The sequence below is a fragment of the Paenibacillus sp. 37 genome (assembly GCF_008386395.1).
GTDB lineage: Bacteria > Bacillota > Bacilli > Paenibacillales > Paenibacillaceae > Paenibacillus > Paenibacillus amylolyticus_B.
In genome coordinates this window covers 712,495-736,992 of record NZ_CP043761.1, presented here as the reverse complement: position 1 = coordinate 736,992, position 24,498 = coordinate 712,495, and the positions used below count along the sequence as shown (strand labels likewise).

Below are 24,498 nucleotides of genomic sequence, written 5' to 3'. Positions count from 1 at the left end.
GGTTGAATTAACGCCATTGTTATTGAGAGAAAGAGGTATATTGCGGCGGCCGCCCAGGCGGTGCCTGTGACCATTGACTGAACCCATCGAGCCGTTCCATTCGGAAGGCAAAATCATAATCTGGTGTAACCAGACCTGTTGTTGCTCCCGGAAGTGCAGCGGCTGGAGCGGTTGCTCCACCTCCAGTTACACCGGACGAACCGGAGCTTGTCCCTGCGGAAGCATTAACTGCTCCGGGAGAAGTTGCCGCAACAGACCAACTTGTTGGTCGTTCTGTGCGAGGCTGCAATGGAGATGCTGCATTATCATCATCTTGTTTCGAATTGGCTTCCGGGTTACTCCGCACTTGTTCGGTGACAGATGGTTTAGCAGAGTTCTGATCCACGAGGAATAACTCGTTATCAGATAAATCTGCATTGACATCGGAATCCTGCGTCAGATCGGTTCCGTCAACAGGCAATGCCTGCGGGACAACAGGTTGTTCTGGACGTACTCCTGGTTCCGGGGTGACCTCAATCACGTTGCCCGTAACCTGAACTGCGTCCTGCCCTTCCACGTTGTTCTGTGATGAAACAGGATCTGCGAGTGCACTCGTATTGGAAGTTTTAACATTCGGTGTTTTGACGACCGGCTGTTGTTCCGGAGTGACTACAGGCAGTTCCGGCTTCACACTTGGAATCTCCACCTTCTCCTGATCAGGATTGAGTTCAGCGGATACGTCTACAACAGGAACTTCTGCTTTCACAGAAGGTAGCTGGACATTCCCCTTACTCAGATCCACTCGGGATGAAGAGATATTGACCGAAGTAACCTCGGGTACATCCACCTTCACGGAAGGTAATTCAACCTTACCCTGCCGAAGGTCAGTTTTCACAGCAGACGTCTCTGCCTTGATTACCTCGGGTACCTCTGCGGTAACCCCGGGCAAGGAAGCTGTACCTTCGTTCAGATTCACCTGACTGCTTGATACATCGGCTTTGATCACCGGTGTATCCGCGTGTACAGACGGCAGTTCAACGGTTCCCTTCTTCGCATCAATCCCAATCTCTGATGTTCCGGCCGATCCAAGCGGTGTATCTACTTTCAGCTCAGATACACTCAGCTTACCTGTGGATTCATTCGCTTTGATCGACGGAACTTCAACATCCAGTAGTGGTGTGGATACCGATACCGACAGAGTCAGATTCAACCCGCCATCCGAATCACGTGAAAACAAATTCAGCGACAATCCGCTGGACGGTTTTTCAGAAGATACCTGAGCCTCGTCTGCGTATACATGTGACGATCCAATCCCCAGCATCAAAGTCCCGGCGAGTATTGCCAATGGTATGCTTCCAAGACGCACAATCGATCTTGGTAACTTTACATTCAAGTTGCTTCACCCCCTTTCCGCTAATGCGTTGGTGGGACAAGGCATATGAGTTTTCCCCTAGGAATAATTAGAATACAGGGATTTCTGCCTGTTCCTCATTAAACGTGAAGGCGTTTACTCAAACGCCTTTTAATCATAAATTTAAAATTTGAAGTAAATTCAAACCTTCATTTCAACTGTTCTAACCTGAGCAGACTCGGCCTGTTTTCAGTCGCCTGCAATCATGGTCTTGGCTGCAATGGAGCCATTCAGATCGGCTTTTTCCCCGCTACGTTTCATCAAATAAATCAAACCAAGCAGGGTCAGCAAAATGCCTGAACAGACAAAAGCCGGCACTACACCGAATGAGGTGACCATGAATCCACCTACCACCGGGCCCATAATATTACTGGCTGTCATCACGCTGCCTACCGTTCCAAATACCCTGCCTGTCATCGCCTCAGGTGTCTGTTCCTGCAACAGGATCTGAAAGGGTACAATGGCAAACCCAATTCCGACACCTGCCAGGGCAAAGAGGGATACTAACAACAGATTGGCACCTAGCCCGGCGTGCGGCCAAATCCCAACAATAACTCCGGCTCCGCCGATAACCAGACCCATGAGTATGGTACCTAGACCCATTTTCAAAACATGCCCTGCATGCTTCCACTTCCGCACACTCATCGCTGCAATTAATGTACCTAAGCCACTTGCTGCCACGCACCATCCCAGCAGATCACTTGAAATTCCGGGAAGCTGTCTGAATAACACCACAGTCTGTGAATCGGCAAATTGCAGAAAAAGTATGGCTGAAGCAAGCAAGATCAGAGACGTTCCTACATGAGGGAGAGATGCGAGCATTCGGATACCCTCCAGTGTTTCTTTCCAAAAAGAGTCTTTTGGGTGGTTGCGAACATCCTCAGTTGGCTCTTCCTCTACTTCTGTTACGTTATGAATTGCGGTTTGGATCACTCGAGTTCCAGGAATCCACAATAAAATGATGCCGGAGATCAGAAAAGACGCTGAATCGAGAACAAAACACCAGGTAATGCCAAAAGCGGCTACCAGCAGTCCACCAAGTGCTGGACCAATAATTTTGGACATCTGTTCGATCACCGAGCTGATGGATACAGCTTGCGCAAGTTGTTCTCGAGGTACAATCTCCTTCAGCTTTCCGTTTTTGGCCGGAGAGAATATGACATCAAACAGGGATTTGAGGACAAGCAGTATGTAGACGTGCCAGATCTGGTCAGCAAAAATTAACGCACCCACGATGATAATTCTTGCACCATCAGCTACAATCATCAGCCATTTACGGTTCAGACGATCTGCAAGCGTGCCTGCGAATGGCCCTGTCAACAGAATGGGTAGTGCAGCGGAAAGTGTGACAAATGTAATCTCCCAAGGCGTTGCATTCCAACGGATACCCACGAGGGTCAGGATTGCGAGCAGATGCAGCCAATCACCCAGATTGGAAATGGCCTGTGCCACCATCAATGTTACAAAAGATCGGTTATTCTTCAGCGGTCGTTGCCCTTCAAACGTTAAATCACTTGTCACCCTTCTTCTCCTCCATTATCTTCCAATTCATAGTATAAACTCATTATATAGCGCAGCCCTTGACTCGACCTCCTGCCAGAGGCGGAGAAAAAGCGACATCTGAAGGATGATTTTTCAGCATGATGAATGATCAAATTTTAAATGCTAAAAATGCAAATCTTGTGACATATCGCATGTTTTTCGTAGAAATAGAAGTTTACAATTAAACCATGGCGACAACCTGAATCGTCAAACATAACTAACCAACTCATATAAGTTGAAATACTCTTTTACATGAACAGCATAACGATGGGGATAACAGTGATTGGAAGGTTGTTCTGTCCTCATAGTGGTAGGTTGTAACTTCATCATTTCAACTTATAAACTAATCTGAAAAGGCGGGATCAGCATGCTGGAATTACAAGAAATCGGAACCGAACGTTCACTTCATCTGTACCGCACCTTGGCCCAGACATTCAAGAGCGTGAATGAACACGCTGTATCCGGAAGCAAAGTGCATGGCTTCAACCCCACCGCATATGGGGTGCTCGAAGTGTTATATATGAAAGGAGCTCAGCCGATTCAACAGGTTGGTGCACAACTTCTGCTGCAAAGTGGTAATGTGACCTATGTGATTGATAAGCTGGAGCAAAAAGGATTGTTACACCGCAAACATTGTCCGCAAGACAGACGTATCATCTTTGTGGAACTGACCGAAGAAGGACAGCGCACCATGGATGACATCTATCCAGGCTATGCGTTGAAGATTGATCGGGCTGTAAGTGGACTAAGTGAGGAAGACAAGGAATTGTTGTCCGAACTCTTGGGAAGGCTTGCACATTCTGCAGACCGTTTATCAGCAAGCAGCTAGAGCGTATCTTCAAACCTGCCGTAAGCCAGAGCGTAACTGAATGTTCTGGAGCAGACATGGAGCAGGAGCGCTAACGAACCTGTGACGTCTTATTCAGGGTTTGAAGCGCTCGCAGCATTTTAAGGAATCTGACACACGCTATCCTTGAAAAAACAGCCGTTTACAACGTGTTTTTCAGGTGATTTCGGGAAATAACGTGTCTCATGTTCCTAACAATTAAAAAAGAGCAGCAGAAGGTCAAATAAGACGTCCTCGGTTCCTTAGAAATTCGTCTGGACGATTCACCAGGATCAGCCAGCCTTTACTTCAAAATGCTTTAGACCCGGACATTCCCCAACGTATCACTTGCCTGAGTTTGAAGATACACTCTAGTCCACTGCACATGTGCCATCAACAAAAATAACCGGATTTGCCTGACATCGGCGAATCCGGTTTTTTATATGTTTGTAATATATATATCTTCTTTTTACTTTGAGCCTTGTGGCTGCGGTGGAGCATCTGCATCTTCGGGTACAATTAAACGTTTGCGTAGAGCAAGCGTCGTTACCCACGAGATCAGTGCAATGACAAACATAATCACAAACAGGGAATGCAAGCTTCCTTCCAGCACGTTACGTAGCAGCGCCCATTTATCATCTGATAGGGCTGCATCCGTATGTGGTGCAAGCAGTTCGTTCAGATCACTCTCCGATATTCCAGCCTCAGCCAGATTCTGCTCACTGGATAACGTCGAGATTCGATAGTTCAACCAAGTGCCAAAAGCCGCTGCACCAATCGTCTGTCCCAATGTACGCATGAATGTATGCAGTGCCGTGGAGGAGCCACGTTCCTTATACCCTACAGACGACTGCGCAATAATGGTGAAGATCGTGAATGCAAACCCGAAGCCGAGACCATAAATAAAGGTCAATATAAATAGCACAGCCTGCGGGGATGTCCCGCCAACCAGAAAGAGTCCACCCGATCCAATTGCAATACCGGTTAACCCAATCAATGCGGTCATACGTGATCCAATTTTCATCAATAGACGGCCTGCCATCACACTACCAATGAGCCAACCCACCGACATCGGCGCGAGCAGCAGCCCGGATTCCGTCGCATTACCTCCCCGAACCCCCTGCACCCAGAGCGGCAAATAACTGGTCAGGCCGATCATCAAAGTACTGGTCAGCAGTCCGGCGATATTCGCCACACGGATGTCCCGAATTCGGAACAAATGTAGTGGAACCATAGGGGCCTGAGCTCTTTTTTCCACCACAAAAAATAAAATAATAAACAGAGCGGCGACCACACTCAGCACAACAATCAACGGAGAACTCCAGGCATAATACTGCCCACCCGCCGACAGGACAAACAACAATGCGGTAATACCCACCGTGAAGGTCAGTGCACCGACATAATCAATCTTGGCCGTACGTGGAGAGATATCTTCCTTCAGATAACGAAATACAAACCACATCGCAAGCAGACCAAACGGCACATTAAAACCAAAGATCCACTGCCAGCCGAGATTATCTACAAAATAACCGCCAAGCAACGGTCCCGCCAGAGAGGAAATGCCCCACACGGAGCTAATCCAGCCCTGGATTTTGCCACGTTCTTCAATAGCGTAGATGTCCCCAATAATCGTAAATGTAACAGGAACTACCGCACCCGCACCAATCCCTTGAATAGCACGGAAAATAATCAATTGCTCCATGTTCTGCGACAGACAGCACAAGAGTGAACCCAGTAAAAATAACGCACAGCCAATCAGAAATACAGGCTTTCGTCCATACAAGTCACTGATTTTACCGAAAATGGGCGTACTCACTGCCATCGTCAACAGGTATGCGGTGAAAATCCAGCTCAGCAGCTGTACACTCCCCAGCTCACTGACAATGGTCGGCCCCGCCGGACCAATTACGGTGCCTTCAATCGCTGACAGAAATGTCGCGAGCAACAGCCCTGTCAAGATGAAACTGCGCTTCAAACCTCCAGTTGCATTCACACAAACCCTTCTCTCTTTGTTCTCTATATAATTGGTGCTTCTCCAGCTTTGTTCTGTTTCTTCGTTTACGTGTAAATTCAAAAACAATTATATATTGTCTCTTTTATTTACCTCGCTTGCGAAGGAACTCATCATACAACATGGAATACATCACCATATCCTTGTATCCGGTGGACGTATGTTGCACCTGTCGCAGCAATCCTTCACGCGTGAAGCCACGGTTTGTCAGGAACTCGCCAGACGCCAGATTACGCGGATCAACCAGCGCTTCGATTCGATTAAGACCCATGGTCTCATACCCAAAGGGCAGCAATGCAGAGAATGCCTCCGTCATATAACCGTGGCGCCAATAATCACGTCCCAGCTCATAACCGATCTCACCCCGGAATGCGCCTTCAAGCTGCCATGTGTTAAAGCCACAACTGCCGATGAGCTTGCCTGTTTCTTTGAGTTCGATCCCCCACCGGATCGCATCCTCTTCTCCTGCCATTTGGTTGAGCAGTCCAATCATGTCCGCCGCTTCGCTTGTCCCAATCATGGGTGCAAGATTCATGTAACGGGTCACCTCGCGATCTGACCAGCATGCGAACATCTGGGCCGCATCCCGGCGACGCATTTTACGCAGACGAAGCCGCGCAGTCTCCATTTCGGGAATTCTTCCTTTGCATTTATACATATAAAGACACTCCGATCCGATCTATCTCCGCAGACCATAATATTCACTAGTCATCTAATCATAACCTGCGCCGAATGGCAACTGTTCAGTCATGGATACACGTCAAAAAACCGGGCCAATTTCGCTCCCGGTCTTGTTGTACGTATGGATCAATTCAAGTTTGAGTGAATTACGGAATCATGGCTTGTCCAAATGAATTTTAAGCTTTGGACGTTTTCTTGCCCTTCCCCAGTAATTCATCGCTAACCCGGCCAAACACAGCCGTGATTTCCTTGAATTCTTCGATGCCAGTCCCGGTTAGGCTCCATTGGTCCCCGTGGGCGGTCAGGAAATTCTCCTGTGTCAGGTGTTCAAGCTCCTGCTTGATCTCCCGCTCTCCAACGCGATATCCCCTTTCTTCCAATAGGGGCAGTGCCTCGCTAACGTTCAAGTCCTGATTTTGCGCGAAATATAGTAGATGAATCCGTACAAAAAGATTCTGTACCTCTGCATGCATAAGCCAAGCTCCTTCCCGGGTTATAGCCCTCCGTGGTTGCTAAGTAATTACCCCACGTAAGAAGCTGAGAAACAGGAGGATTCTTCAGGTATTCCCTTCCCTTTCCGAAATCCTCCGCTTGACTAACCGCATCCTCTGCACTATCTTGAAAATAAGTACCATTTTGCTCGGGAGGGTGATTTACCATGTTTCAAGCTGTTTCCTATGAAGGAACACGAAGTGAGCAGCACACCGCCGTCCTGGGACAGTTAAGTGCTCTGATCCGCGATGAACCTAGTGCGATTGCCAATCTGGCGAACGCTGCTGCGCTGCTCAATGTATTCATGACCGACACCAATTGGGTCGGCTTCTATCTGTATGATGGAAAAGAACTGGTCCTCGGGCCATTCCAAGGACTGCCTGCCTGTATCCGAATTCCACTGGGACGTGGTGTATGTGGCACATCTGCTGCGGAAAAACGTACCCTGGTCGTTGACGATGTTCATGCCTTCCCAGGCCACATTGCCTGTGATGCAGCATCGAACAGTGAGATTGTCGTACCTATTATCAAAAACGGCGAACTGTACGGGGTACTGGATATCGACAGCCCGATCAAAAACCGTTTTGACGACGAAGACCGCGTCTTCCTGGAGAAAGCCATAAACCTGCTCACAGAGCAGTTGGAGGCAATACCCCTATAGGAAATGATGATTAAGGTGATCGGAGCCTCATCACATACGATGATGAAGAATCCGTAATAACAAAGAGCGCAGTCCTCTCAGAGGTCTGCGCTCTTTGTTATCCATTCTGATTCACACCCATGTTCTTGCTCGCCCATGTTACTTTATGCATCTAGGATAAATCATGTTCCGCTTTAATCATCATCCCGTCCCGCAGGAATTCAGCCAGCCTCGGGTGGTAACCATCATACATCTGACGGAAATTTTTATGCTCTACATACAGATTGGCCAAATCCCGATAGATCTCGGCGGTGGGTGTATAATAACCTTTGATCCATTCAAGATGCCTGCCGATAATCCGTTGTACTTTTGCACTACCGGGTTCCAATCCATCCTCAATGGCCTGTTGCAAGTCCAGATGAACTTGATCAATTTTCGCCTGGGAATCCAGATAATCTTCTTTCGATTTTATCTCCTGGTCAGACTTATGAACACCCTCTGTCTGCACATGGTTCATATCATTATTGACTACAGGGTCAGAACCCGATTCATTCAGCAACTGGTGACGCCCCTTTTTTACAAAACCGATATAAAGATCATGTTCATCAATTTCATGTTCACCTTGCAAATGAGAGATCGTTTTGTCCAGTGTCTGAATCAATCCATGCAAACGAAGTGCCTTCTCCAGAATATCAATGCGATGCTGCTTCATGATACGTATGACATCCTGAGGATTATCCCGGAGCATCGGGGCAATCTCATTCTCCTTCATACCTACTTCCTTACAGAAAAGGATTTGCTGGAGTCTCAACAATTCCTGCTTTTCATAATAGATGTCCTCATCTACATCCCCAAATGCCGGATTCAGAAGACCTGTCTCCGCATACTGACTCAGCTCGTTCAGACTTACGCCTGACATTCCAGATACGTCAACCATGGAATATGCCATTTGAATACACCTCCTGCCTGTCCTGCAACTCCAGAGTTCAGGCTTAATTCATAATGCATTGTATTTGAATAATGAGAGAATATAAGACTTTCGGCAATGCTGTACCGTTTCATTCCGCTCGTGCTATGGATGGGTACATCATGCTTCGGTGATATGAGCGGCGTTTAGACAGTTAAGTTACGGTTTGTTAACTATGTTATACCCGTCTCATCAGATGTGAACCCGCAGTCAGTGAAGAATCCGTATGTATTTTTAAAACTTTTTCCATGATCTTCAATTAAAAAAATCCTGTGCCACTATTCTGGCACAGGAGCGTGTAGTTATATTTCCTTAACATACGGTATATTGAATAAAATAATGGAAGAAAGTTATCCTTTGTTAAACATGACAAACTTCAATTCTGTCATTTCTTCTACTGCGTATTTTACACCTTCACGCCCAATCCCACTTTGTTTCACCCCACCATAGGGCATGTGATCGACTCGGAACGTGGGAATATCATTAATAATAACTCCGCCTGCTTCGATCTGATCGACTGCATGGAGGGCGGTATGAATATCGTTTGTAAATACGCCTGCCTGAAGCCCGTATATCGAATCGTTAACATGTTCAATACCCTCTTCAACGGAATCTACCGTATTGATCACAACGATGGGTGCAAACACTTCCTGACAGGATACCTTGGCATCACGTGGAACGTTAATCAGTACCGTGGGACGCAGAACGCCTCCTTCAGCTTGACAGCCTGCTGCCACTTCAGCCCCGGCCTGTTTGGCTTCTTCAATCCAGTCGAGTGTACGCTGTACATCCTTGGAGGTAATCAGCGCAGAGACCACCGTATCCGGGCTCAGCGGGTCTCCGACCACCACTTGTTTTGCCGCTTCAGCGAAACGCCGGATGAATTCTTCCGAGATGTCACGATGTACGTAGATTCGCTGTAGCGAGATACATACCTGTCCCTGATACGTGAAAGCACCGGTCACACATCGAGGAACCACTTTTTCCAGGTCTGCGTCCTTATCCACAATCACCGCTGCATTCGACCCTAGCTCCAATGTCACGCGTTTGAGTCCTGCTTTGCTACGAATACTCGTACCTACTGCTGGACTGCCTGTAAACGTAATATGAGCAACACAGGGGTGCCCCACAAGCACATCACCAATCGTTTTGCCATCACCGCTCACCACGTTCAGTGCACCATCCGGCAATCCGGCTTCCTGAAGCAGATTAGCGATGTAATAGGAGGACAGAGGTGTCTGCTCCGCGGGTTTGAGAACAATTGTATTACCTGCTGCCAGCGCTGGGCCTACCTTATGTGCTACCAGATTCATTGGAAAATTAAACGGTGTAATCGCACCGATGACACCTAGAGGTTGCCGCATCGTATAACCGATACGCCCTTCTCCACCTTTGGCTGCATCCATCGGAACCGTCTCTCCGGTCAGCCGCTTGGCTTCTTCGGCGGCAAAACGATACGTTTCCACCGTCCGGTCAACCTCGGCCAGTGCTGCCGTAATTGGCTTCGCCGCTTCAAGAGCAATGATTCGCGCTGCTTCTTCCTTGCGTTCTTCAAGCATGGAGGACAACTTGTACAGAATATCTGCACGCTGATGTGCAGGCATCTGGCGCATTGCCTTCCCAGCTTGAACCGCAGCTGCAACAGCAGCCTCCGCTTCCTCGGCTGAAGCCGACGAGACTTCTGCCAGCGTTTCCCCGGAATATGGCGCTTGAAGTGCTTTATAATCTACGGATTCGGTCGGTTTGCCACCGATAAACAGATGTTGTTTTTTCATATGCTGCATCCTCCATCCTTATAGAAACTAAAAGTTCAGTTCAATTTATATAATCTATTTATACACTATTTCCGTGCCATCAACCCACTACGGTGTTCAGCAATCATAGCTTGTAACGTGCCTGATGAGCCATTGTGGCGATCTTGAGCTACTGCATTATAAAGGATTTCACAACCTATTTAACCGTCAGGACGGGGCATTCTGCATGCTTTAACACACCATGACTGACACTGCCCACGATCATCTCTGCGAGCATGCCTTTCCCGCCTGTACCCATCACAATCATTCCACAATCTCGTTCACGCGCCACACGGCAGATCTCATTAACGGGATCACCTGCAATCAGCAGTGTCTCATATGCAATGTCCCTTCCGGACAACTGTCTGGTCACCGGTTCTATAATGTGTTGCCCTTCTTCGGCAATCCGAGCTTCCAGATCAACACCCAATGCAGGTTCATTGATAGAGATAGCCGGATTAACATGCACGATCAACAGACTTGCGGGTTGTTTCATATCTTCAGCTAGGATCATTGCTTGTTCCAAAGCCTTATGCGCATGTTCCGAACCATCAACAGCAACTAATATATGTTTCAGCATTGCAATCCCTCCTGTGAATTAATGAGATGTAATAGCGGAATCAATATCCCGCAGATGATGACGGCGTACCAGCAGTACCACGACACCAATCAGAACCATTAATGCGCCAAAATAAAACGGCGTTTCCGGCAGGAACCACTCGGACAATTTACCTGCAAGCCATGGAGCAAGTGCACCACCCAGGAAACGAACGAAGCTGTATGCAGCAGAAGCAACAGAACGCTCCACAGGTGCAGCTTCCATAACAGCCGTTGTAATCAACGTATTGTTAATTCCAAGGAAAATCCCCGCTACAATGACTGCAACAATAACGGTAGTTGGTGAACCCATCACCGTACCAATAGCCATAACAACAAGATCAATCGCGAACAGCGTAAGCATGACACTCATGGACGGAACTGATCCAAATCGACGTTGTAATCTTGGTGCGACGAATACCGACGTAATCGCCAGCATCAGTCCCCAGCCAAAGAATACATAACCCAACCCGTGCTCATCCAGATTCATGACATATGGTGAATAAGCCATCAAGGTAAAGAATCCAAAGTTATACAGGAAGGCGGTAATCGCCAATGTTTTCAGTGAAGGATAACTTAATGCTTTGAACGGATCGGATAACGAACTGCGTGTTTTCGGTTTGGCCATCTTGGGCAACATAAATGTAATGCTGATAAAGGCAATCGCCATCAAGACAGCCACCCCATAGAACGGGCCGCGCCAAGAGATGGAACCTAGCTCACCACCAAGCAGCGGACCAACCGCAATCCCGAGACCAAGTGCTGCTTCGTACAAAATAATGGCCTTGGCTGTCCCTGACGTGGACAGTCCAACAATGGCAGATAACGCCGTTGCAATGAACAAGGCATTACCAAGTCCCCAACCGCCACGGTAACCAACCAGTGCACCTACCGTGTCTGAGGTACCGCCAAGGAACGAGAAGATAATAATCAGCAATATCCCGCTGAGCAACGTCCACTTCACACCAATTCGGCTGGATACAACCCCTGTAATCAGCATCGCTACCCCGGTTACAGCGTTATAACTGGTAAATAGCAGCGACACCTGGCTTTTGGAAGCATGCAGCTGATCTGCAATCGCGGGCAGAATTGGGTCAACCAGACCCAGACCCATAAAGGATATGATACATGCAAAGGCGACCGCCCATACCGCTCGCGGTTGAGATAGCAGGCCCCCACGTGATGACGGCAATTCGTCCGGTAATGATGGCTCTCTTTTCATACATAATTCCTCCTGTGAATAATTTATGTGGTTAAGCTTTATATTTGAAAATTACGTGAAAAACCATGAAAATTTCTATTCATTTTCAGAATTAGAGGTAACAAAACGGCACAAATGACACCGGAACATCCGGTGTTTGTACAGGATCGCCACAGGCACTATGGTGCTCCCTCCGTGTAGCGATTATGTGTATACAGTTTTGTTTATTAATATTGGATGCTAATTCGATTAGCCATCTTCATCACCCTTCGGATCATGTGCCTTTAACTTCTGAATACCGCTCCGAACGCGTTCACGCAGCTCTTCCAGTTCAGTCTGTACGGCATGTATGCTCTGAAGTTTCTGCTCAATCAGTTGCAACTGCCCATCCAGCGTTGTTTCCATCGTGGTGAGCTTCTCGATTCTTTCTCTTACTTCGGTCGTCTGCTGGTAGTCAAAACGTTGTTCGTTCAAGGCATCTGCCGTTGCCACATAGGTATGTAGCTCCTGAAGGGAGAATCCAAGTACCTCTTTGGCGCGAACCACCTTCTTCAGATAATCGATATCCTCCCGAGTGTACAACCGCGTCCCGCCATCTGTCCGCTGAGGTGAAGGCATGACACCAATCTCTTCATAATACCGAATGGTTCGCTTGGTCAAACCGCATTCCTTGGCTACGTCGTCGATTTTATATAAACTCATTTCCCTCACCTCATTCATATGTCTATAATGTTATGTATATAATTATATATAATATTAACGTTAACGTCAACGTTAGATTCCATCCCTGAATTCTTAGTGAGTTTAACAGCGTGTTCGTTTCTCCAATTTCAACAAAAAAAAAGACCCGCTTCACTCGCGAGTCTTCCTCTCAACACTATTCATTCACTTTACCTTAACCGTTCTGCTCATTCTGTTGCTGTTGTGCACGCTGCATTTGCTTCAGACGGCCTTCCACTCTGGTAAACAGTCGGAACGTATAGAACCCTGTAGCAACCAGACTCAGCACCAAAGCTCGTACATCTGTAAGCCAGAAACCGATAATGCCGAATATCGTAATGATCACTCCAAATTGCATCATCAGATTGGCGCTATAACTTTGCGCTTCGTCCCACAACTCGGGATTACTCATTGCACGCGGGGTCCGATAACCATATATTCCGTTAATCATTTTCGGTGGTTTTTTGAACACCATTAACCCCAGAATGAAATAACACACTCCAATGATGATCCCAACTATTGCTCCTGTCAACACATTCTCCCCTTCACTGTTGTCTTCCATAGACCTGCTTACACTGACACTCCGATGACAGAATAACCTGCCGATGTAGCTTCGCTTCCTCAGGTTATCTCTGTCCTCTCCATTCTCGTGTAAATGTCCAGTTAGACTTATCTACATAAAAATATAAAAACGGCTCTACGTATATACGAAGAGCCGCCTGGATCGTTTCGTAAACTTAGATATTCTTCACACGAAGTACACGCATGGCGTTCAGGACAGCAAGCACTGTGACACCAACATCAGAGAATACCGCTTCCCACATGGTGGCTATGCCGAACACACCAAGTAGCAGGAAGATTGCCTTAACCCCCAGAGCAAACGCGATATTTTGCCATACGATCATGCGTGTACGCTTTGCAATGCGGATCGCACTCGCTAGTTTCGACGGTTCATCTGTCATGATGACCACATCTGCCGCTTCAATCGCGGCATCCGAGCCGAGTCCACCCATTGCCACGCCCACGTCGGCGCGCGCCAGCACAGGTGTATCGTTGATACCATCACCGACAAACACTATTTTTTCCTTCGGAGATTTGGCCGCTTCCAATTGCTCCAGTCGTTCGACTTTATCCTGTGGCAACAATTCAGCGTAGACCTCATCCACACCCAGCTCGCGTCCTACCGCTTCACCCACGGCTTTGGCATCTCCTGTCAACATGACCGTTTTGCGGATGCCAAGCTTCTTCAGCGCCTGAATAGCAGCAGCTGCATCATCCTTCACTTCATCGGCAATGATCAGATGACCAACATACGTGCCAGCTTCAGCAACGTGGACTATCGTTCCAGCCGTATCTGGTGTGGTATAGGATATACCTGCCTGCTCCATTAATTTGGCGTTACCTGCCAGCACTTCCCGACCATCCACACTCACCTTGATCCCGTGTCCGGCAACTTCATCATAACCTTCCACACCTTGTGTAGGAATCGCTTTGGCCCAAGCTGCGCGAATGGATTCGGCAATCGGATGATTGGAGTTTGCTTCGGCAATGGCTGCCAGCTTCATTAGTTCTTCTTCCGTGCGTCCGCCTTCGGGGCGAATGGCTGTTACTTTGAATACACCTTTGGTTAGTGTACCCGTTTTATCAAAAACGACGACTTTCACATCGTTCAATGCTTCAAGATAGTTACTGCCTTTGACAAGAATCCCGTTACGTGAAGCCGCTCCGATACCACCAAAGAATCCAAGTGGAATAGAAACGACCAGCGCACAAGGACATGAGATAACCAGGAAGACCAATGCACGATAGATCCAGTCGGCAAATGTTGCACCACTAAGTATCAACGGCGGAACAAATGCAATCACAGCTGCAAGGATCACAACAACCGGTGTGTAATAACGGGCGAATTTACTAATAAAATGCTCTGTTTTCGCTTTTCGGCTGCTCGCGTTCTGCACCAGGTCCAAAATCTTGGATACCGTTGATTCACCAAACGTTTTGGTCACTTCAATCGTCAACATACCATTTTTGTTCACAAATCCACTCAGTACATCACTTCCGGACTCCAGCTCACGTGGTACGGATTCCCCTGTCAGAGCAGAAGTGTCCACCATGGAACGCCCAGCTTGAACGATACCATCCAGTGGTACTCGCTCTCCTGCTTTCACGACAATACGATCACCGATCCGTACGTCTTCCGGAGATACCCGCCGTGTCTCGTCACCCGAACCCGTCAGAATATTCGCATAGTCCGGGCGAATGTCCATCAGTGACTGAATCGACTTGCGTGACCGATTAACCGCCATGCCCTGAAACAGCTCTCCCAGCTGATAGAAGAGCATGACCGCTACCCCTTCCGGATACTCTCCAATGGCAAAGGCACCCAGGGTAGCGACGGACATGAGGAAGTATTCATCGAACACCTGACCACGAATGATGTTTTTGGACGCCTGAAGCACGATGTCTCCCCCGGCAATCAGATAAGCGAGCGCATATAGAGTAAATTGCGCCCAGCCCTCCAGCGGGGACCAGATTGCGGCTGCGAGCAACACAGAACCGGCAGCAAGACGAGCAAGCAACACTTTGGTCTGTCCTGCACCATGTTCATGTGAATGGCCTGCATGGGCATCATCATGGGTATGGCTGTGATCATGCCCATGTCCGGCATGACTTCCGTGCTCATGTGCGTGGCCCTGCGAATCTCCATGATCATGAGTATGCGAGTGTTTGCCATGTGAATGTGAATGTCCATGATTAGGTCCGGTATGGTCATGACTGTAGTTATCCGCACCAGCTGCACTCCCTGTATGGGTGTGCACATGTCCGTTCACTTGTTTTCCTTTTTCCGAAATGCGAATATGAGGCTCCAGCCGAAGCACTTTGCGTTTTGCTTCTTCCACTACCTGTTCATCCAAGTCGGAAGTGGTGTGTAGCGATAATGTTTTGGTAACAAAATTAACAGAGCATTCGTTAATGCCCTTAATTTTTTTGACGCCATTCTCGATCTTCAATGCGCAGTTCGCACAATCCAGCCCATCAAGCAGCAGTTCCCTTTTCACCTGTTCCTGTCCGGTTCCCATGTGAATTCTCCCCTTTGCAGTACAAAAACAATGTTATATTTCAATTGTATTCAATATATGAGCACTCATTCATATGTTTAGTTACCCCTATTATATGCACGCCTAAACATGAGTGTCAACAATCGTTGTTGATTTTTCATACAGATTATGCTAATAGTAATCATTTCGCTTTAGGCGTGTTTTGGATATAATAGAGCTATAGTTGTTAACATAGGCGGTGATAGGAAATGGAACAACCGGTTAAAGCACCAAGCGAATGTGATGCAGCCTGCTCGGGTACTGAAGCCGACGTGCAGACGATTCGCACTTCACTCATGGATCGGGAGACGTCTTCCGAGATGGCAGATTGGTTCAAGGCATTCAGCGACCCCACACGTCTACGTATTATTGATGCGCTGTTACAGAAGGAATTATGTGTTCATGACCTGACGGTTCTGCTCGACATGGGACAGTCGGCCATTTCACACCAGCTGCGTTCACTCCGCAACATGCGGATCGTCAAGCGGCGCAAGGAAGGCAAGACCGTGTACTACTCTCTGGATGATGCTCATATTGAGCAGATTTTCCTGCAAACACTCCAACATATTAAACACAGCTAGGCAGCAGCCAAGCTTGTTCATGCAGAAGAACCCCCGCCTCTCGGCTGTATGCCGATGGACGGGGGTTCTTCTAGGTAAGGGTACCGTTTTATACAGAATGCAAAGTGACTATTCCTTCCGATTACCGATCAGTTGGAGAGCATGCCACTTCGGTTATAAAAGATTGTTCTTGTTTGGATCGTACAAGCCGGATCTGTCCTTGAACCAGTTGAAGATATGTGATACACATACTTTCAGCACTGCGTATCCTGGAACAGCGAGCAAAATGCCTACGACTCCAAACAGATTACCTGAAGTCAGGATGACAAAGATAATCGTGATGGGATGGATCTTCAACGTTTTGCCCATGATCTGTGGTGAGATGAATTTACCTTCGATTAACTGCACAATCGTCCATACGGCAACCATCTTCAACAGCATCACCGGCGAAGTGACGAGTGCCACGATCAACGCAGGTGTAATCGCAATTGCTGGTCCCAGATACGGAACAACACTCGTGAATGATGCGATAATTGCAAGAATCAGTGCATAATCCAGACCAATGACCATATAACCGATGTAGAGCAAGATACCGATGCAGAAGCTGACGATAATCTGTCCACGAATGAATGAACTGATCTGGTGATTGATGTCTTCCAGTACATGCATTGCGCCCGTACGGCTCTTGATCGGCAGGAAAGACAGAATTTTCGCTGGCAGCTTCTTGCCGTCTTTCAGCAAATAGAACAGGATAAACGGAACCGTTACGATAGACAACACGGTCTCCGTGAAGGCTCCGAGGAACCCGCCCAATTTGGTCCAGGTCGAGTTCAGAATTTCAGTAGCCTTTTGGGAGATTGTTCCCCACCAGTCCTGCGAATTCAGGTTCACCGTTTCCTGGAACTGACCGAACAATTTACTGCCCGTAAGCTCCTCAAACTGCTGTTTTACCGTCTCACTGTACGTTGGAAAGTTTTCAATTAGTCCTACAATCTGGTTACGTACAACTGGAATGACTGCCAGCACAACGACCGTCAGAATGCCTCCAATTGCAAGATACAGGATCAGAATGGACCAGCCGCGCTTAATTTTCCACCTCTCCATCACATCCACAATCGGATTCAGCAGATAATAGAGTATGCCTGACAGAATGATCGGTAACACAATCGTCTTGATGAGTACTGCGAGCGGATGAAGAACAAAGGATACTTTGGTCAGAACCATCACGTTCAGTCCCACCAACAGCAGAATCAGCAGAAATAGCACAAACTTGTTGTTAAGAAAAAATCGCTTGAACCGCTCCGGCCAAACGCGGGGTTGCTCAGGTTGCTCCATAGGCGTGTCGTCCTCTCTTATGACGCTTAATCAAAACTAAACTATAAAGCTAGATAAATGCCCCACACACGAATAAAAAAGTACCTTGTACAAGCCAACATATGTATAACACTCTGGATTTATACGTATGGTGCCGATTAACCGTTTCAAATTAAACCGATAAAGTCATTTTACCCCAAAATGAGTCTTCTGCCCCACACGAATCATTTGCAAATTCTCCCTATTCAAAAACGGCTCGCCTCACTGGGAGACGAACCGTAAATTTATAGCTCTAGCCTTCCATTAAGCCAGCTTTAACGCTGAAAATGGAGATTAGGCTCTTCCCGCCAATTGTGCGATTAACTCATAGGAATGCAGACGTGCCTTATGATCATAGATCATCGACGTAATAATCAGCTCATCTGCCTGCGTCTGCCGGATGAAGGATTCCAGCTGTCCACGTACCGTTTCTGGCGAACCATTCACAGCTGCTTTCAGTGTCTGCTCAACACCAGCTTTCTCACGATCCGTCCATTTGTCTTCCATCTCTGCCGGAGGCTGTACCAATCCCGTTGTGCCACGAATAATGTTCAGGAACTGCTGTTGCATCGTTGTACCCAGCCATGCTGCTTCTTCGTCTGTATCCGCAACAACAGCATTGACACCAACAATCACATGTGGCTCCTTCAAGCTTTCTGATGGTTGGAAGTTGTTTCGATACGTCTCTAATGCAATCCGGGTATAATCGGGCGAGAAGTGGCTGGCAAAAGCAAACGGCAATCCCAGCTGACCTGCCAGACGTGCACTGAAATCACTGGACCCCAAGAGGTAAATTGGAATATTCAATCCTTCTCCAGGAACTGCGCGAACAGGCGCATGATAAGATGTCGCCGAAGCATCAAAGTATGCTCTTAGTTCTGCCAACAGCTCAGGGAAATCTTCCCCACTGTTCAGATCTTTGCGCAGTGCAAGCGATGTACGGCGGTCACTACCTGGTGCGCGACCCAGTCCCAGATCAATTCTGCCAGGATACAAGGATTCCAGTGTGCCGAACTGCTCAGCGATGACAAGCGGTGCATGGTTAGGCAACATGATGCCTCCTGAACCCAGACGAATCGTTTTGGTTCCACCAGCCAGATATCCAATAACAACCGAAGTTGCGGATGAAGCAATACCCGGCATGTTGTGATGTTCAGCTACCCAGTAACGGTGATATCCCCAACGCTCAGCATGCTGTGCCAGATCCAGGCTGTTGCGCAAAGCATCAGCAGGTGTTGCACCCACTACGACAGGAGCCAGATCCAGGATGGAAAGCTTAACGTCATTGATGTGTTCTTTATGGGATGAAGCCGTATTTTCTGTAGTCATTATCGTTTAATCTCCTCGATGATTATATTTTTGTATATCCAGATATATAGATTAATTAAATCGCAACTGGATATGGTGATGTGATGATAAACTAGCCGTTTACATCCGGACGGAATCCCTGCCTGCAAGTGCATCCTAGCTTCCGTTCCGGCATCCGGCTTATAACTCGTTCTGCACGTACTCGGCAAACTGACGGATCGTCTCCTCGTTGCGCCGATAATACGTCCATTGTCCTCTTCGCTCGGAGAGCAACAATCCTGCCTTGAGCATAGTCAGCAGATAACTGGATATAACCGACTGAGCCAGTCCAGCCTTCAGTTGAATCGTGCCAACACAGATTCCGTTCTTGCCACCATCCGGATGCTGAGATAGTTCCAGCGGTGGAAAGTGTTGCTCCGGGTTTTTGAGCCACAACAGGATTTGTCTACGTGTCTCGTTCGATAACGCTTTGAATATAAGTATAGGTTCCATGGGTACGATTATACCCCCTTTCATCCATTTTGCAAACACATGAACAAACAAACCGACTCATGATTGAGTCGGTCTGGAATCATATGGAATCCAAATTTAGAATCAACATCCATATTAGAACTTGGTTGTAACCGTTTGTTTAACCTGATCCAACATGGCTTGATATGCGGGTGCATCCAGATATCCAATACTTCCAAAGAGCAGATGATCTACGGCTTCAATGCCTACAAAATCGAAGATACCTACGTCTGAAGTTATTTTCAATCCAGCAGTCATGCCAATCTGATCATAAATTTCACTTGGTGTACCATGTGTGTTGATGATGAGTCCTTTTTTGCCTGTCAGCAATTTCTCAATTCCCGCTTCACCCGCTGCATATGCAAAACCATAGGCGAATACACGGTCCACATATCCTTTCATAATGGCAGGAAGACCTGTCCACCAGATCGGATAGATGAATGTAATAGCTTCTGCATCCGTAACAAACTGCTGCTCTGTAGCGATATCCTGTGGTGTCTGCCCTGCGCGCATGGAAGCTGTATCATCTTCAGTCAGTACGGGTTGGAATCCAAGCTTATATAAGTCACGAACAACCACTTCATGACCTTGAGCTTCGAGAGCTTCTACAGTAGTAATGAGGATTGCATTATTAAGGCTGTCTGTGCGTGGGTGAGCATATACGATAAGATGTTTCATAGTGTGAATCCCTCCAGGTTTGGTTTGAGTTAGGTTGTGGAAATGGGGTTACATTGATACGCTTGATACGTTTCATATACATAGATATCTATGTATATGGTCAAAAAAATATTTGGGCTCCCCTGTCTCCACCCCATTCGAATGTGGAAGGGTTGCAGACAGAAGAGTTCATTCATTATAACTTTCGGACAATAATGGACAGCAAGCTCTCCAATTGCTCCGACTGTTCATCGGACAAGCCACTATAGATGATGTCATTAATCTGCTCTGATACCTGATGAAAGATCGGTTCGAGTCGCTTCCCCTGTTCGGTTAGGCGAATCATCGTCACTCGGCTATCTTCGGCACTCTTGCTGCGTTCAACATAGCCAAGCTTCTCCAGCTTGTTGACCAGTACCGTTACCGTTGGTTGCGTGCGTTGAACACGTTCAGCCAACATCTTGATCGACAGCGTCTCTTCACGGTACAAGAACATCAACACATCCCCATGAGAAGGTACAATGCCTGTCACTTCATGCTGTTCCAATTCGTGTACAATCCGTTTGTTGACATGATCTCTGATTCTTGCAATCAGTGCAATGGCGTTATATTTTGGCATGACCTCATTATACATAGACATCTATGTATTTTCAAGTTTTTTTTTTTATAAAAAAAACAGCCCTTTCCATCCTTTTAACATGTGGAAAATATCGGGCTGTTTCGATTCTGTTATGATCCTGTCCTATAATGTAAGTTAGATTTTAGATCTTAGATCATCATTTTTGATTCATATTGAGTTCATGCTGTATTCAGTTAATCCATTGGGTAATTTTCTCAACGGATTGTCTGGACTTCTCACGTTGGGGCTCCTCTACCCGATAACCGAAGGCTGCCATCACCGAGACGTCCCATGCACCATCCTCCAGCAAACCCTCTTCTTCCATAATCCGATGGACATCCTCACGGCTGAAACCTTCAATTGGGCAGGAATCAATCTCAATTTGAGCTGCCGCCGTCATCATGTTACCAAGTGCAATATAAGTCTGTTTGGATGCCCAGTCAAATAATGATCGTGGATTCTCCAGAATTCTCTGGTTATTTTGGAACTTTCCATAAGCCTGACTTGTTAGCTCAAATACGTCGTCCGGCATTCCCTTTGTTTCCTTCAACATGTATTCCGCATAGGGAGAATTATAACTGGCATCGGACCGAGCCAAAATAACAACAAAGTGGCTCGCTGTAGCCAATTGCTTTTGAGCACCGGAAGAGACTTCGGACAGACGCTTACGCAGGTTCGGATTTTGTACAATCAGAAACTTCCACGGTTCAAGACCAATGGAACTTGGGGATAATCTGCCTGTTTCCAATATAAATTGGAAATCCTCATCCGAGATTTTGCGGGTATCATCAAATATCTTTGTTGCATGCCGGAAATGATAAGCCTTTAAGATGTCTTCCTTTGTCTTTGACTTTGCTGTAACTTCCATGGAGCTCCACGTCCTTTTTATATATTTTTTTATGTTGAACAATAATGTTTAAGTTGTTTCATCTCAAGTATTAGTTTAGGTTCTATACGCATAAATTAAAAGTACGCACATTATTGTTTCTTGGTTTATAAAAGTAAGTATTGGATGAGAGACAGCGATAATCCACCAGGACACTTACATGCCCTAGTAGATTATCTACGACTCTTTTCCTTTTAAATCTTGAAATCTTGAACCAGCTTATTCAGATTTAATGCACTATCCTTGACTTGATCAGATTGTTTAACTACTTCCACAGATTGCGCAGTAGAGGCGACCATATGTCCTGCGATTTCTTGACTGGATGCGGCTGATTGTTCACTGGCTGATGCAATCTCGTGAATGGAGCCCACTAGTATTTTGATATTTGCAGTCACTTGTTGTGAGGTTGCATTGAGATCTTTAACTGCATTGGCATGATCAAGGGAGTCGACATAATACTGTTCAGCTGTATCCTCCAATAATTTATAATCTTTGCCAACCTGATTGAACATAAAGGATAGCAACTCTTTGGCATTCGAGGACAGATTGGTTACAGACTGCATAACTTCTTCCGTGACCTGTTGGATTTGATCGGCAGCCTGTCTGGAATCATCAGCCAACTTCCGAATCTCGCTTGCTACAACCGCAAAACCTCTGCCTGCTTCCCCAGCTCTTGCAGCTTCTATAGATGCATTGAGTGCAAGCAGATTAGTCTGCGCTGTAACATCCAAAATAGACTGGGATAATATACCAATCTGATCTACAGCTGTTGCACGTTCCAGCGCTTCTGACATTTTCTTACTCGTATGATCATACATGTCTATGGCTGCTCGGCTCGATTCGCGGGCTTCCTGCTTCAACTTTTCAGCCTTTGTGCTGGTCACATAGGCGGATTCTGCTTGTTTAGATGTCTGTTCCGATATATATTCAGCTCCCTGTTGCATCTCAGCAGCCGAATGATTCATATTTTCCGTATGGGCTGAAGCCTCTTCCATTGCAGCCGAGAGCTCTTCAACTGTAGCTGATACTTCACGAATCCGTTCATTCAGACCAGCCATGTTCTGGTTGGTAAGATCGCTAACCTGGTTGATATGATGAGATTCCTGAATTACACCACGAATGACATTTGTTGTGGAATCGGTCATTGTACGAATAGCCCGTGCGATGACACTTATCTCATTATTTCCCTGTGTTAGACGCGGATCTAAGGATGCCATTAAGTTGCCTTGTGTTATTTCTTCACAATAACGGGTGATAGCTTTCATTCGTTGACGTATACTGCGAATCACTACAAATGAAATAAGAATGAGTGCTGCAAGTGAAAGCAAAAGAACCGAACCGAGCACCAATGCTCGCTGCTGAATTACTTCCTGTGTATCCGCATAGAGCTTGGCAGACTCTTCTTCGTTATACGCACTCAAAAGGGTGATCGTCTCCACAATCGCTGTACTGCTTGTGTTAATTCTTCCTCTCTCCTCACTATCGTAGGTGCCCGACATCTTTTTGGTATCCATGATTTGCTCAATATCCTGATAATATGTATCCATCTTTGCTACCAAATCTGCAAATATCTCTTTTTCTTTGGTATCCAAGTTTCTTGCTGAAAATTCATTCATGCCATCCGTGATACTCTTCTTACCTTTCTGAACTTGATCGTACTGTTTGTCGGTATACTCTGCATTATCAAGAACCTTTGTATAATTGGCACGCATATTATAGAAATCACTTTTCAATTCAAGGACATTGGTTTGATGCTGGAAACGGTCATTGTAGAGGATACCTTGTCCCGTTTTTGCTTCGTTCATTCCGAAAATCCCAATCAGAAAAACAGTAAACAAGCCGATTAGACTAATCACAGTCATAATGACCATCGTTGTTGTTAATTTTATATTTTTGAGTTTATTTCCTTTCTTATATTTTGGCTTAGACTGAATTGACATGATTATTCCCCCACTTTAAATAGTAGATAGCCTTATATATCTTATATCTATATCGTATGTATCCATATTGTTTGTTAGCATTTCAGGAAAATCGACTTTATTCATTTAATGAGAAAAATAATGGTAGACAACAGAAAAGCCGCCAGGATATATTCCAGCGGCTTTTCTGTGAATATGAAACGATATCTTTGCGACCTATAGTTGCTCCATCCATTCATTTTCAGAAATGACGGTAAATCCTTCTTGTCGCAGCAATGCTGATGTGACACCTTCACCAGTTACCTTGTGATTGGCAAAATTCCCATCATAGATCATCTTTGTACCACAGGACGGACTAAACTCCTTCAGTACCACACACGTTACATTCAATTCTCGCGCCCATTCGAGTGTCTGATAGGCTCCCTTGATATATAGGTCTGTGACATCCTTGCCACTTTTCTCAATCACTTTTGCAGTGCCTGCCAGTACGTCCTTGCCCGTTCCACCGATAATTTCAGCTGGTTCCCGTGGAATAGAGAATCCGCCAAGCAGCTCCGGGCAAACCATCTTAGCCTGCTCCTGCTCCACCAGCTCCTGAATCTTCTCATCCAGGCTCGCTGTTCCATTGTAACGGCAAGCTACTCCGGCCAGACATGAACTCACCAAATATTTCATCGATATCTCCTTATACTCATTCCATCTATGAAGTAAATTGTAACATGTAAGAT

At 46.5% G+C, this 24,498-nt stretch carries 23 protein-coding genes; 3 read left to right on the top strand and 20 right to left on the bottom strand.

Annotated elements, in window-relative coordinates; genetic code table 11:
- Positions 1–19: 19 nt before the first annotated feature.
- Together F0220_RS03440 and F0220_RS03435 are read right to left on the bottom strand one after the other, a co-directional pair.
- Positions 20–1,372, bottom strand: coding sequence for a hypothetical protein (locus tag F0220_RS03440; protein ID WP_105602396.1), 1,353 nt, complete (start codon positions 1,370–1,372; stop codon positions 20–22).
- Positions 1,373–1,579: 207 nt separating this feature from the next.
- A complete protein-coding gene (locus F0220_RS03435; RefSeq protein WP_105602397.1) occupies positions 1,580–2,911 on the bottom strand; it encodes an MFS transporter in 1,332 nt (443 codons plus the stop codon).
- A 388-nt stretch (positions 2,912–3,299) separates the two neighbouring features.
- Here F0220_RS03435 and F0220_RS03430 point away from each other — a divergent pair, with 388 nt between their 5' ends.
- Entirely contained in the window at positions 3,300–3,761 is a 462-nt protein-coding gene (locus tag F0220_RS03430; protein WP_017690799.1) for a MarR family winged helix-turn-helix transcriptional regulator, read from the top strand.
- A gap of 466 nt (positions 3,762–4,227) precedes the next feature.
- Here the strand turns inward: F0220_RS03430 and F0220_RS03425 are convergent, their stop codons facing one another.
- The 3 genes from F0220_RS03425 to F0220_RS03415 form a co-directional block, all read right to left on the bottom strand.
- The gene (locus F0220_RS03425) at positions 4,228–5,733 is read right to left on the bottom strand and encodes an MDR family MFS transporter (RefSeq protein ID WP_223199962.1); all 1,506 of its coding nucleotides are present in this window, start codon (positions 5,731–5,733) and stop codon (positions 4,228–4,230) included.
- 121 nt (positions 5,734–5,854) lie between these two features.
- A complete protein-coding gene (locus F0220_RS03420; RefSeq protein ID WP_036614167.1) occupies positions 5,855–6,427 on the bottom strand; it encodes a GNAT family N-acetyltransferase in 573 nt (190 codons plus the stop codon).
- A gap of 199 nt (positions 6,428–6,626) precedes the next feature.
- Positions 6,627–6,923, bottom strand: a complete 297-nt coding sequence (locus F0220_RS03415; protein ID WP_036614170.1) for a hypothetical protein — start codon at positions 6,921–6,923, stop codon at positions 6,627–6,629.
- A 185-nt stretch (positions 6,924–7,108) separates the two neighbouring features.
- Between F0220_RS03415 and F0220_RS03410 the strand changes: the two genes are divergently transcribed.
- Complete coding sequence (locus F0220_RS03410) at positions 7,109–7,603, top strand: GAF domain-containing protein (protein WP_105602400.1); 495 nt, start codon at positions 7,109–7,111, stop codon at positions 7,601–7,603.
- Positions 7,604–7,754: 151 nt separating this feature from the next.
- Here the strand turns inward: F0220_RS03410 and F0220_RS03405 are convergent, their stop codons facing one another.
- The 7 genes from F0220_RS03405 to F0220_RS03375 all read right to left on the bottom strand — a co-directional run bounded on the left by F0220_RS03405 (position 7,755) and on the right by F0220_RS03375 (position 15,940).
- A complete protein-coding gene (locus tag F0220_RS03405) occupies positions 7,755–8,531 on the bottom strand; it encodes a MerR family transcriptional regulator (RefSeq protein WP_091018785.1) in 777 nt (258 codons plus the stop codon).
- A 368-nt stretch (positions 8,532–8,899) separates the two neighbouring features.
- Complete coding sequence (locus tag F0220_RS03400; RefSeq protein WP_105602402.1) at positions 8,900–10,324, bottom strand: aldehyde dehydrogenase family protein; 1,425 nt, start codon at positions 10,322–10,324, stop codon at positions 8,900–8,902.
- Positions 10,325–10,499: 175 nt separating this feature from the next.
- A complete protein-coding gene (locus F0220_RS03395; RefSeq protein ID WP_091018789.1) occupies positions 10,500–10,922 on the bottom strand; it encodes a universal stress protein in 423 nt (140 codons plus the stop codon).
- 18 nt (positions 10,923–10,940) lie between these two features.
- A complete protein-coding gene (locus F0220_RS03390; protein ID WP_105602403.1) occupies positions 10,941–12,161 on the bottom strand; it encodes an MFS transporter in 1,221 nt (406 codons plus the stop codon).
- A 228-nt stretch (positions 12,162–12,389) separates the two neighbouring features.
- A complete protein-coding gene (locus tag F0220_RS03385) occupies positions 12,390–12,842 on the bottom strand; it encodes a MerR family transcriptional regulator (RefSeq protein WP_105602405.1) in 453 nt (150 codons plus the stop codon).
- A 193-nt stretch (positions 12,843–13,035) separates the two neighbouring features.
- Positions 13,036–13,392, bottom strand: coding sequence for an SdpI family protein (locus tag F0220_RS03380; RefSeq protein WP_181155618.1), 357 nt, complete (start codon positions 13,390–13,392; stop codon positions 13,036–13,038).
- A gap of 205 nt (positions 13,393–13,597) precedes the next feature.
- Positions 13,598–15,940 (bottom strand): heavy metal translocating P-type ATPase, encoded by a 2,343-nt coding sequence (locus F0220_RS03375; RefSeq protein WP_105602408.1) that lies wholly within the window; start codon positions 15,938–15,940, stop codon positions 13,598–13,600.
- A 227-nt stretch (positions 15,941–16,167) separates the two neighbouring features.
- Here F0220_RS03375 and F0220_RS03370 point away from each other — a divergent pair, with 227 nt between their 5' ends.
- The gene (locus F0220_RS03370) at positions 16,168–16,539 is read left to right on the top strand and encodes an ArsR/SmtB family transcription factor (protein ID WP_091018799.1); all 372 of its coding nucleotides are present in this window, start codon (positions 16,168–16,170) and stop codon (positions 16,537–16,539) included.
- Positions 16,540–16,692: 153 nt separating this feature from the next.
- Here F0220_RS03370 and F0220_RS03365 read toward each other — a convergent pair whose 3' ends face one another.
- The 8 genes from F0220_RS03365 to F0220_RS03330 form a co-directional block, all read right to left on the bottom strand.
- Positions 16,693–17,853: an AI-2E family transporter gene (locus tag F0220_RS03365; RefSeq protein ID WP_036614215.1), complete on the bottom strand. Its 1,161-nt coding sequence runs from the start codon at positions 17,851–17,853 to the stop codon at positions 16,693–16,695.
- A gap of 312 nt (positions 17,854–18,165) precedes the next feature.
- Positions 18,166–19,200: an LLM class flavin-dependent oxidoreductase gene (locus F0220_RS03360; protein ID WP_105602409.1), complete on the bottom strand. Its 1,035-nt coding sequence runs from the start codon at positions 19,198–19,200 to the stop codon at positions 18,166–18,168.
- Positions 19,201–19,359: 159 nt separating this feature from the next.
- The gene (locus F0220_RS03355) at positions 19,360–19,671 is read right to left on the bottom strand and encodes an ArsR/SmtB family transcription factor (RefSeq protein WP_017690814.1); all 312 of its coding nucleotides are present in this window, start codon (positions 19,669–19,671) and stop codon (positions 19,360–19,362) included.
- Positions 19,672–19,785: 114 nt separating this feature from the next.
- Positions 19,786–20,367 (bottom strand): NAD(P)H-dependent oxidoreductase, encoded by a 582-nt coding sequence (locus F0220_RS03350; protein ID WP_091018803.1) that lies wholly within the window; start codon positions 20,365–20,367, stop codon positions 19,786–19,788.
- Positions 20,368–20,542: 175 nt separating this feature from the next.
- On the bottom strand, positions 20,543–20,980 hold the full coding sequence (locus F0220_RS03345; RefSeq protein ID WP_317451995.1) for a MarR family winged helix-turn-helix transcriptional regulator: 438 nt from the start codon (positions 20,978–20,980) through the stop codon (positions 20,543–20,545).
- 175 nt (positions 20,981–21,155) lie between these two features.
- Positions 21,156–21,833, bottom strand: coding sequence for an NAD(P)H-dependent oxidoreductase (locus F0220_RS03340; RefSeq protein ID WP_105602411.1), 678 nt, complete (start codon positions 21,831–21,833; stop codon positions 21,156–21,158).
- A 212-nt stretch (positions 21,834–22,045) separates the two neighbouring features.
- Positions 22,046–23,791, bottom strand: coding sequence for a methyl-accepting chemotaxis protein (locus F0220_RS03335; protein ID WP_149846254.1), 1,746 nt, complete (start codon positions 23,789–23,791; stop codon positions 22,046–22,048).
- 195 nt (positions 23,792–23,986) lie between these two features.
- Positions 23,987–24,445 carry a 2-thiouracil desulfurase family protein gene (locus tag F0220_RS03330; protein WP_105602414.1) on the bottom strand — a complete coding sequence of 153 codons (459 nt, stop codon included), beginning with the start codon at positions 24,443–24,445 and terminating at the stop codon, positions 23,987–23,989.
- Positions 24,446–24,498: the final 53 nt, after the last annotated feature.

Coding starts and splice junctions, on each gene's coding strand:
- F0220_RS03430 (WP_017690799.1), top strand. CDS start 3,300: ATGCTGGAATTACAAGAAATCGGAACCGAACGTTCACTTCATCTGTAC.
- F0220_RS03420 (WP_036614167.1), bottom strand. CDS start 6,427: ATGTATAAATGCAAAGGAAGAATTCCCGAAATGGAGACTGCGCGGCTT.
- F0220_RS03415 (WP_036614170.1), bottom strand. CDS start 6,923: ATGCATGCAGAGGTACAGAATCTTTTTGTACGGATTCATCTACTATAT.
- F0220_RS03410 (WP_105602400.1), top strand. CDS start 7,109: ATGTTTCAAGCTGTTTCCTATGAAGGAACACGAAGTGAGCAGCACACC.
- F0220_RS03405 (WP_091018785.1), bottom strand. CDS start 8,531: ATGGCATATTCCATGGTTGACGTATCTGGAATGTCAGGCGTAAGTCTG.
- F0220_RS03400 (WP_105602402.1), bottom strand. CDS start 10,324: ATGAAAAAACAACATCTGTTTATCGGTGGCAAACCGACCGAATCCGTA.
- F0220_RS03395 (WP_091018789.1), bottom strand. CDS start 10,922: ATGCTGAAACATATATTAGTTGCTGTTGATGGTTCGGAACATGCGCAT.
- F0220_RS03390 (WP_105602403.1), bottom strand. CDS start 12,161: ATGAAAAGAGAGCCATCATTACCGGACGAATTGCCGTCATCACGTGGG.
- F0220_RS03385 (WP_105602405.1), bottom strand. CDS start 12,842: ATGAGTTTATATAAAATCGACGACGTAGCCAAGGAATGCGGTTTGACC.
- F0220_RS03375 (WP_105602408.1), bottom strand. CDS start 15,940: ATGGGAACCGGACAGGAACAGGTGAAAAGGGAACTGCTGCTTGATGGG.
- F0220_RS03370 (WP_091018799.1), top strand. CDS start 16,168: ATGGAACAACCGGTTAAAGCACCAAGCGAATGTGATGCAGCCTGCTCG.
- F0220_RS03365 (WP_036614215.1), bottom strand. CDS start 17,853: ATGGAGCAACCTGAGCAACCCCGCGTTTGGCCGGAGCGGTTCAAGCGA.
- F0220_RS03360 (WP_105602409.1), bottom strand. CDS start 19,200: ATGACTACAGAAAATACGGCTTCATCCCATAAAGAACACATCAATGAC.
- F0220_RS03355 (WP_017690814.1), bottom strand. CDS start 19,671: ATGGAACCTATACTTATATTCAAAGCGTTATCGAACGAGACACGTAGA.
- F0220_RS03350 (WP_091018803.1), bottom strand. CDS start 20,367: ATGAAACATCTTATCGTATATGCTCACCCACGCACAGACAGCCTTAAT.
- F0220_RS03345 (WP_317451995.1), bottom strand. CDS start 20,980: ATGTATAATGAGGTCATGCCAAAATATAACGCCATTGCACTGATTGCA.
- F0220_RS03340 (WP_105602411.1), bottom strand. CDS start 21,833: ATGGAAGTTACAGCAAAGTCAAAGACAAAGGAAGACATCTTAAAGGCT.
- F0220_RS03335 (WP_149846254.1), bottom strand. CDS start 23,791: ATGTCAATTCAGTCTAAGCCAAAATATAAGAAAGGAAATAAACTCAAA.
- F0220_RS03330 (WP_105602414.1), bottom strand. CDS start 24,445: ATGAAATATTTGGTGAGTTCATGTCTGGCCGGAGTAGCTTGCCGTTAC.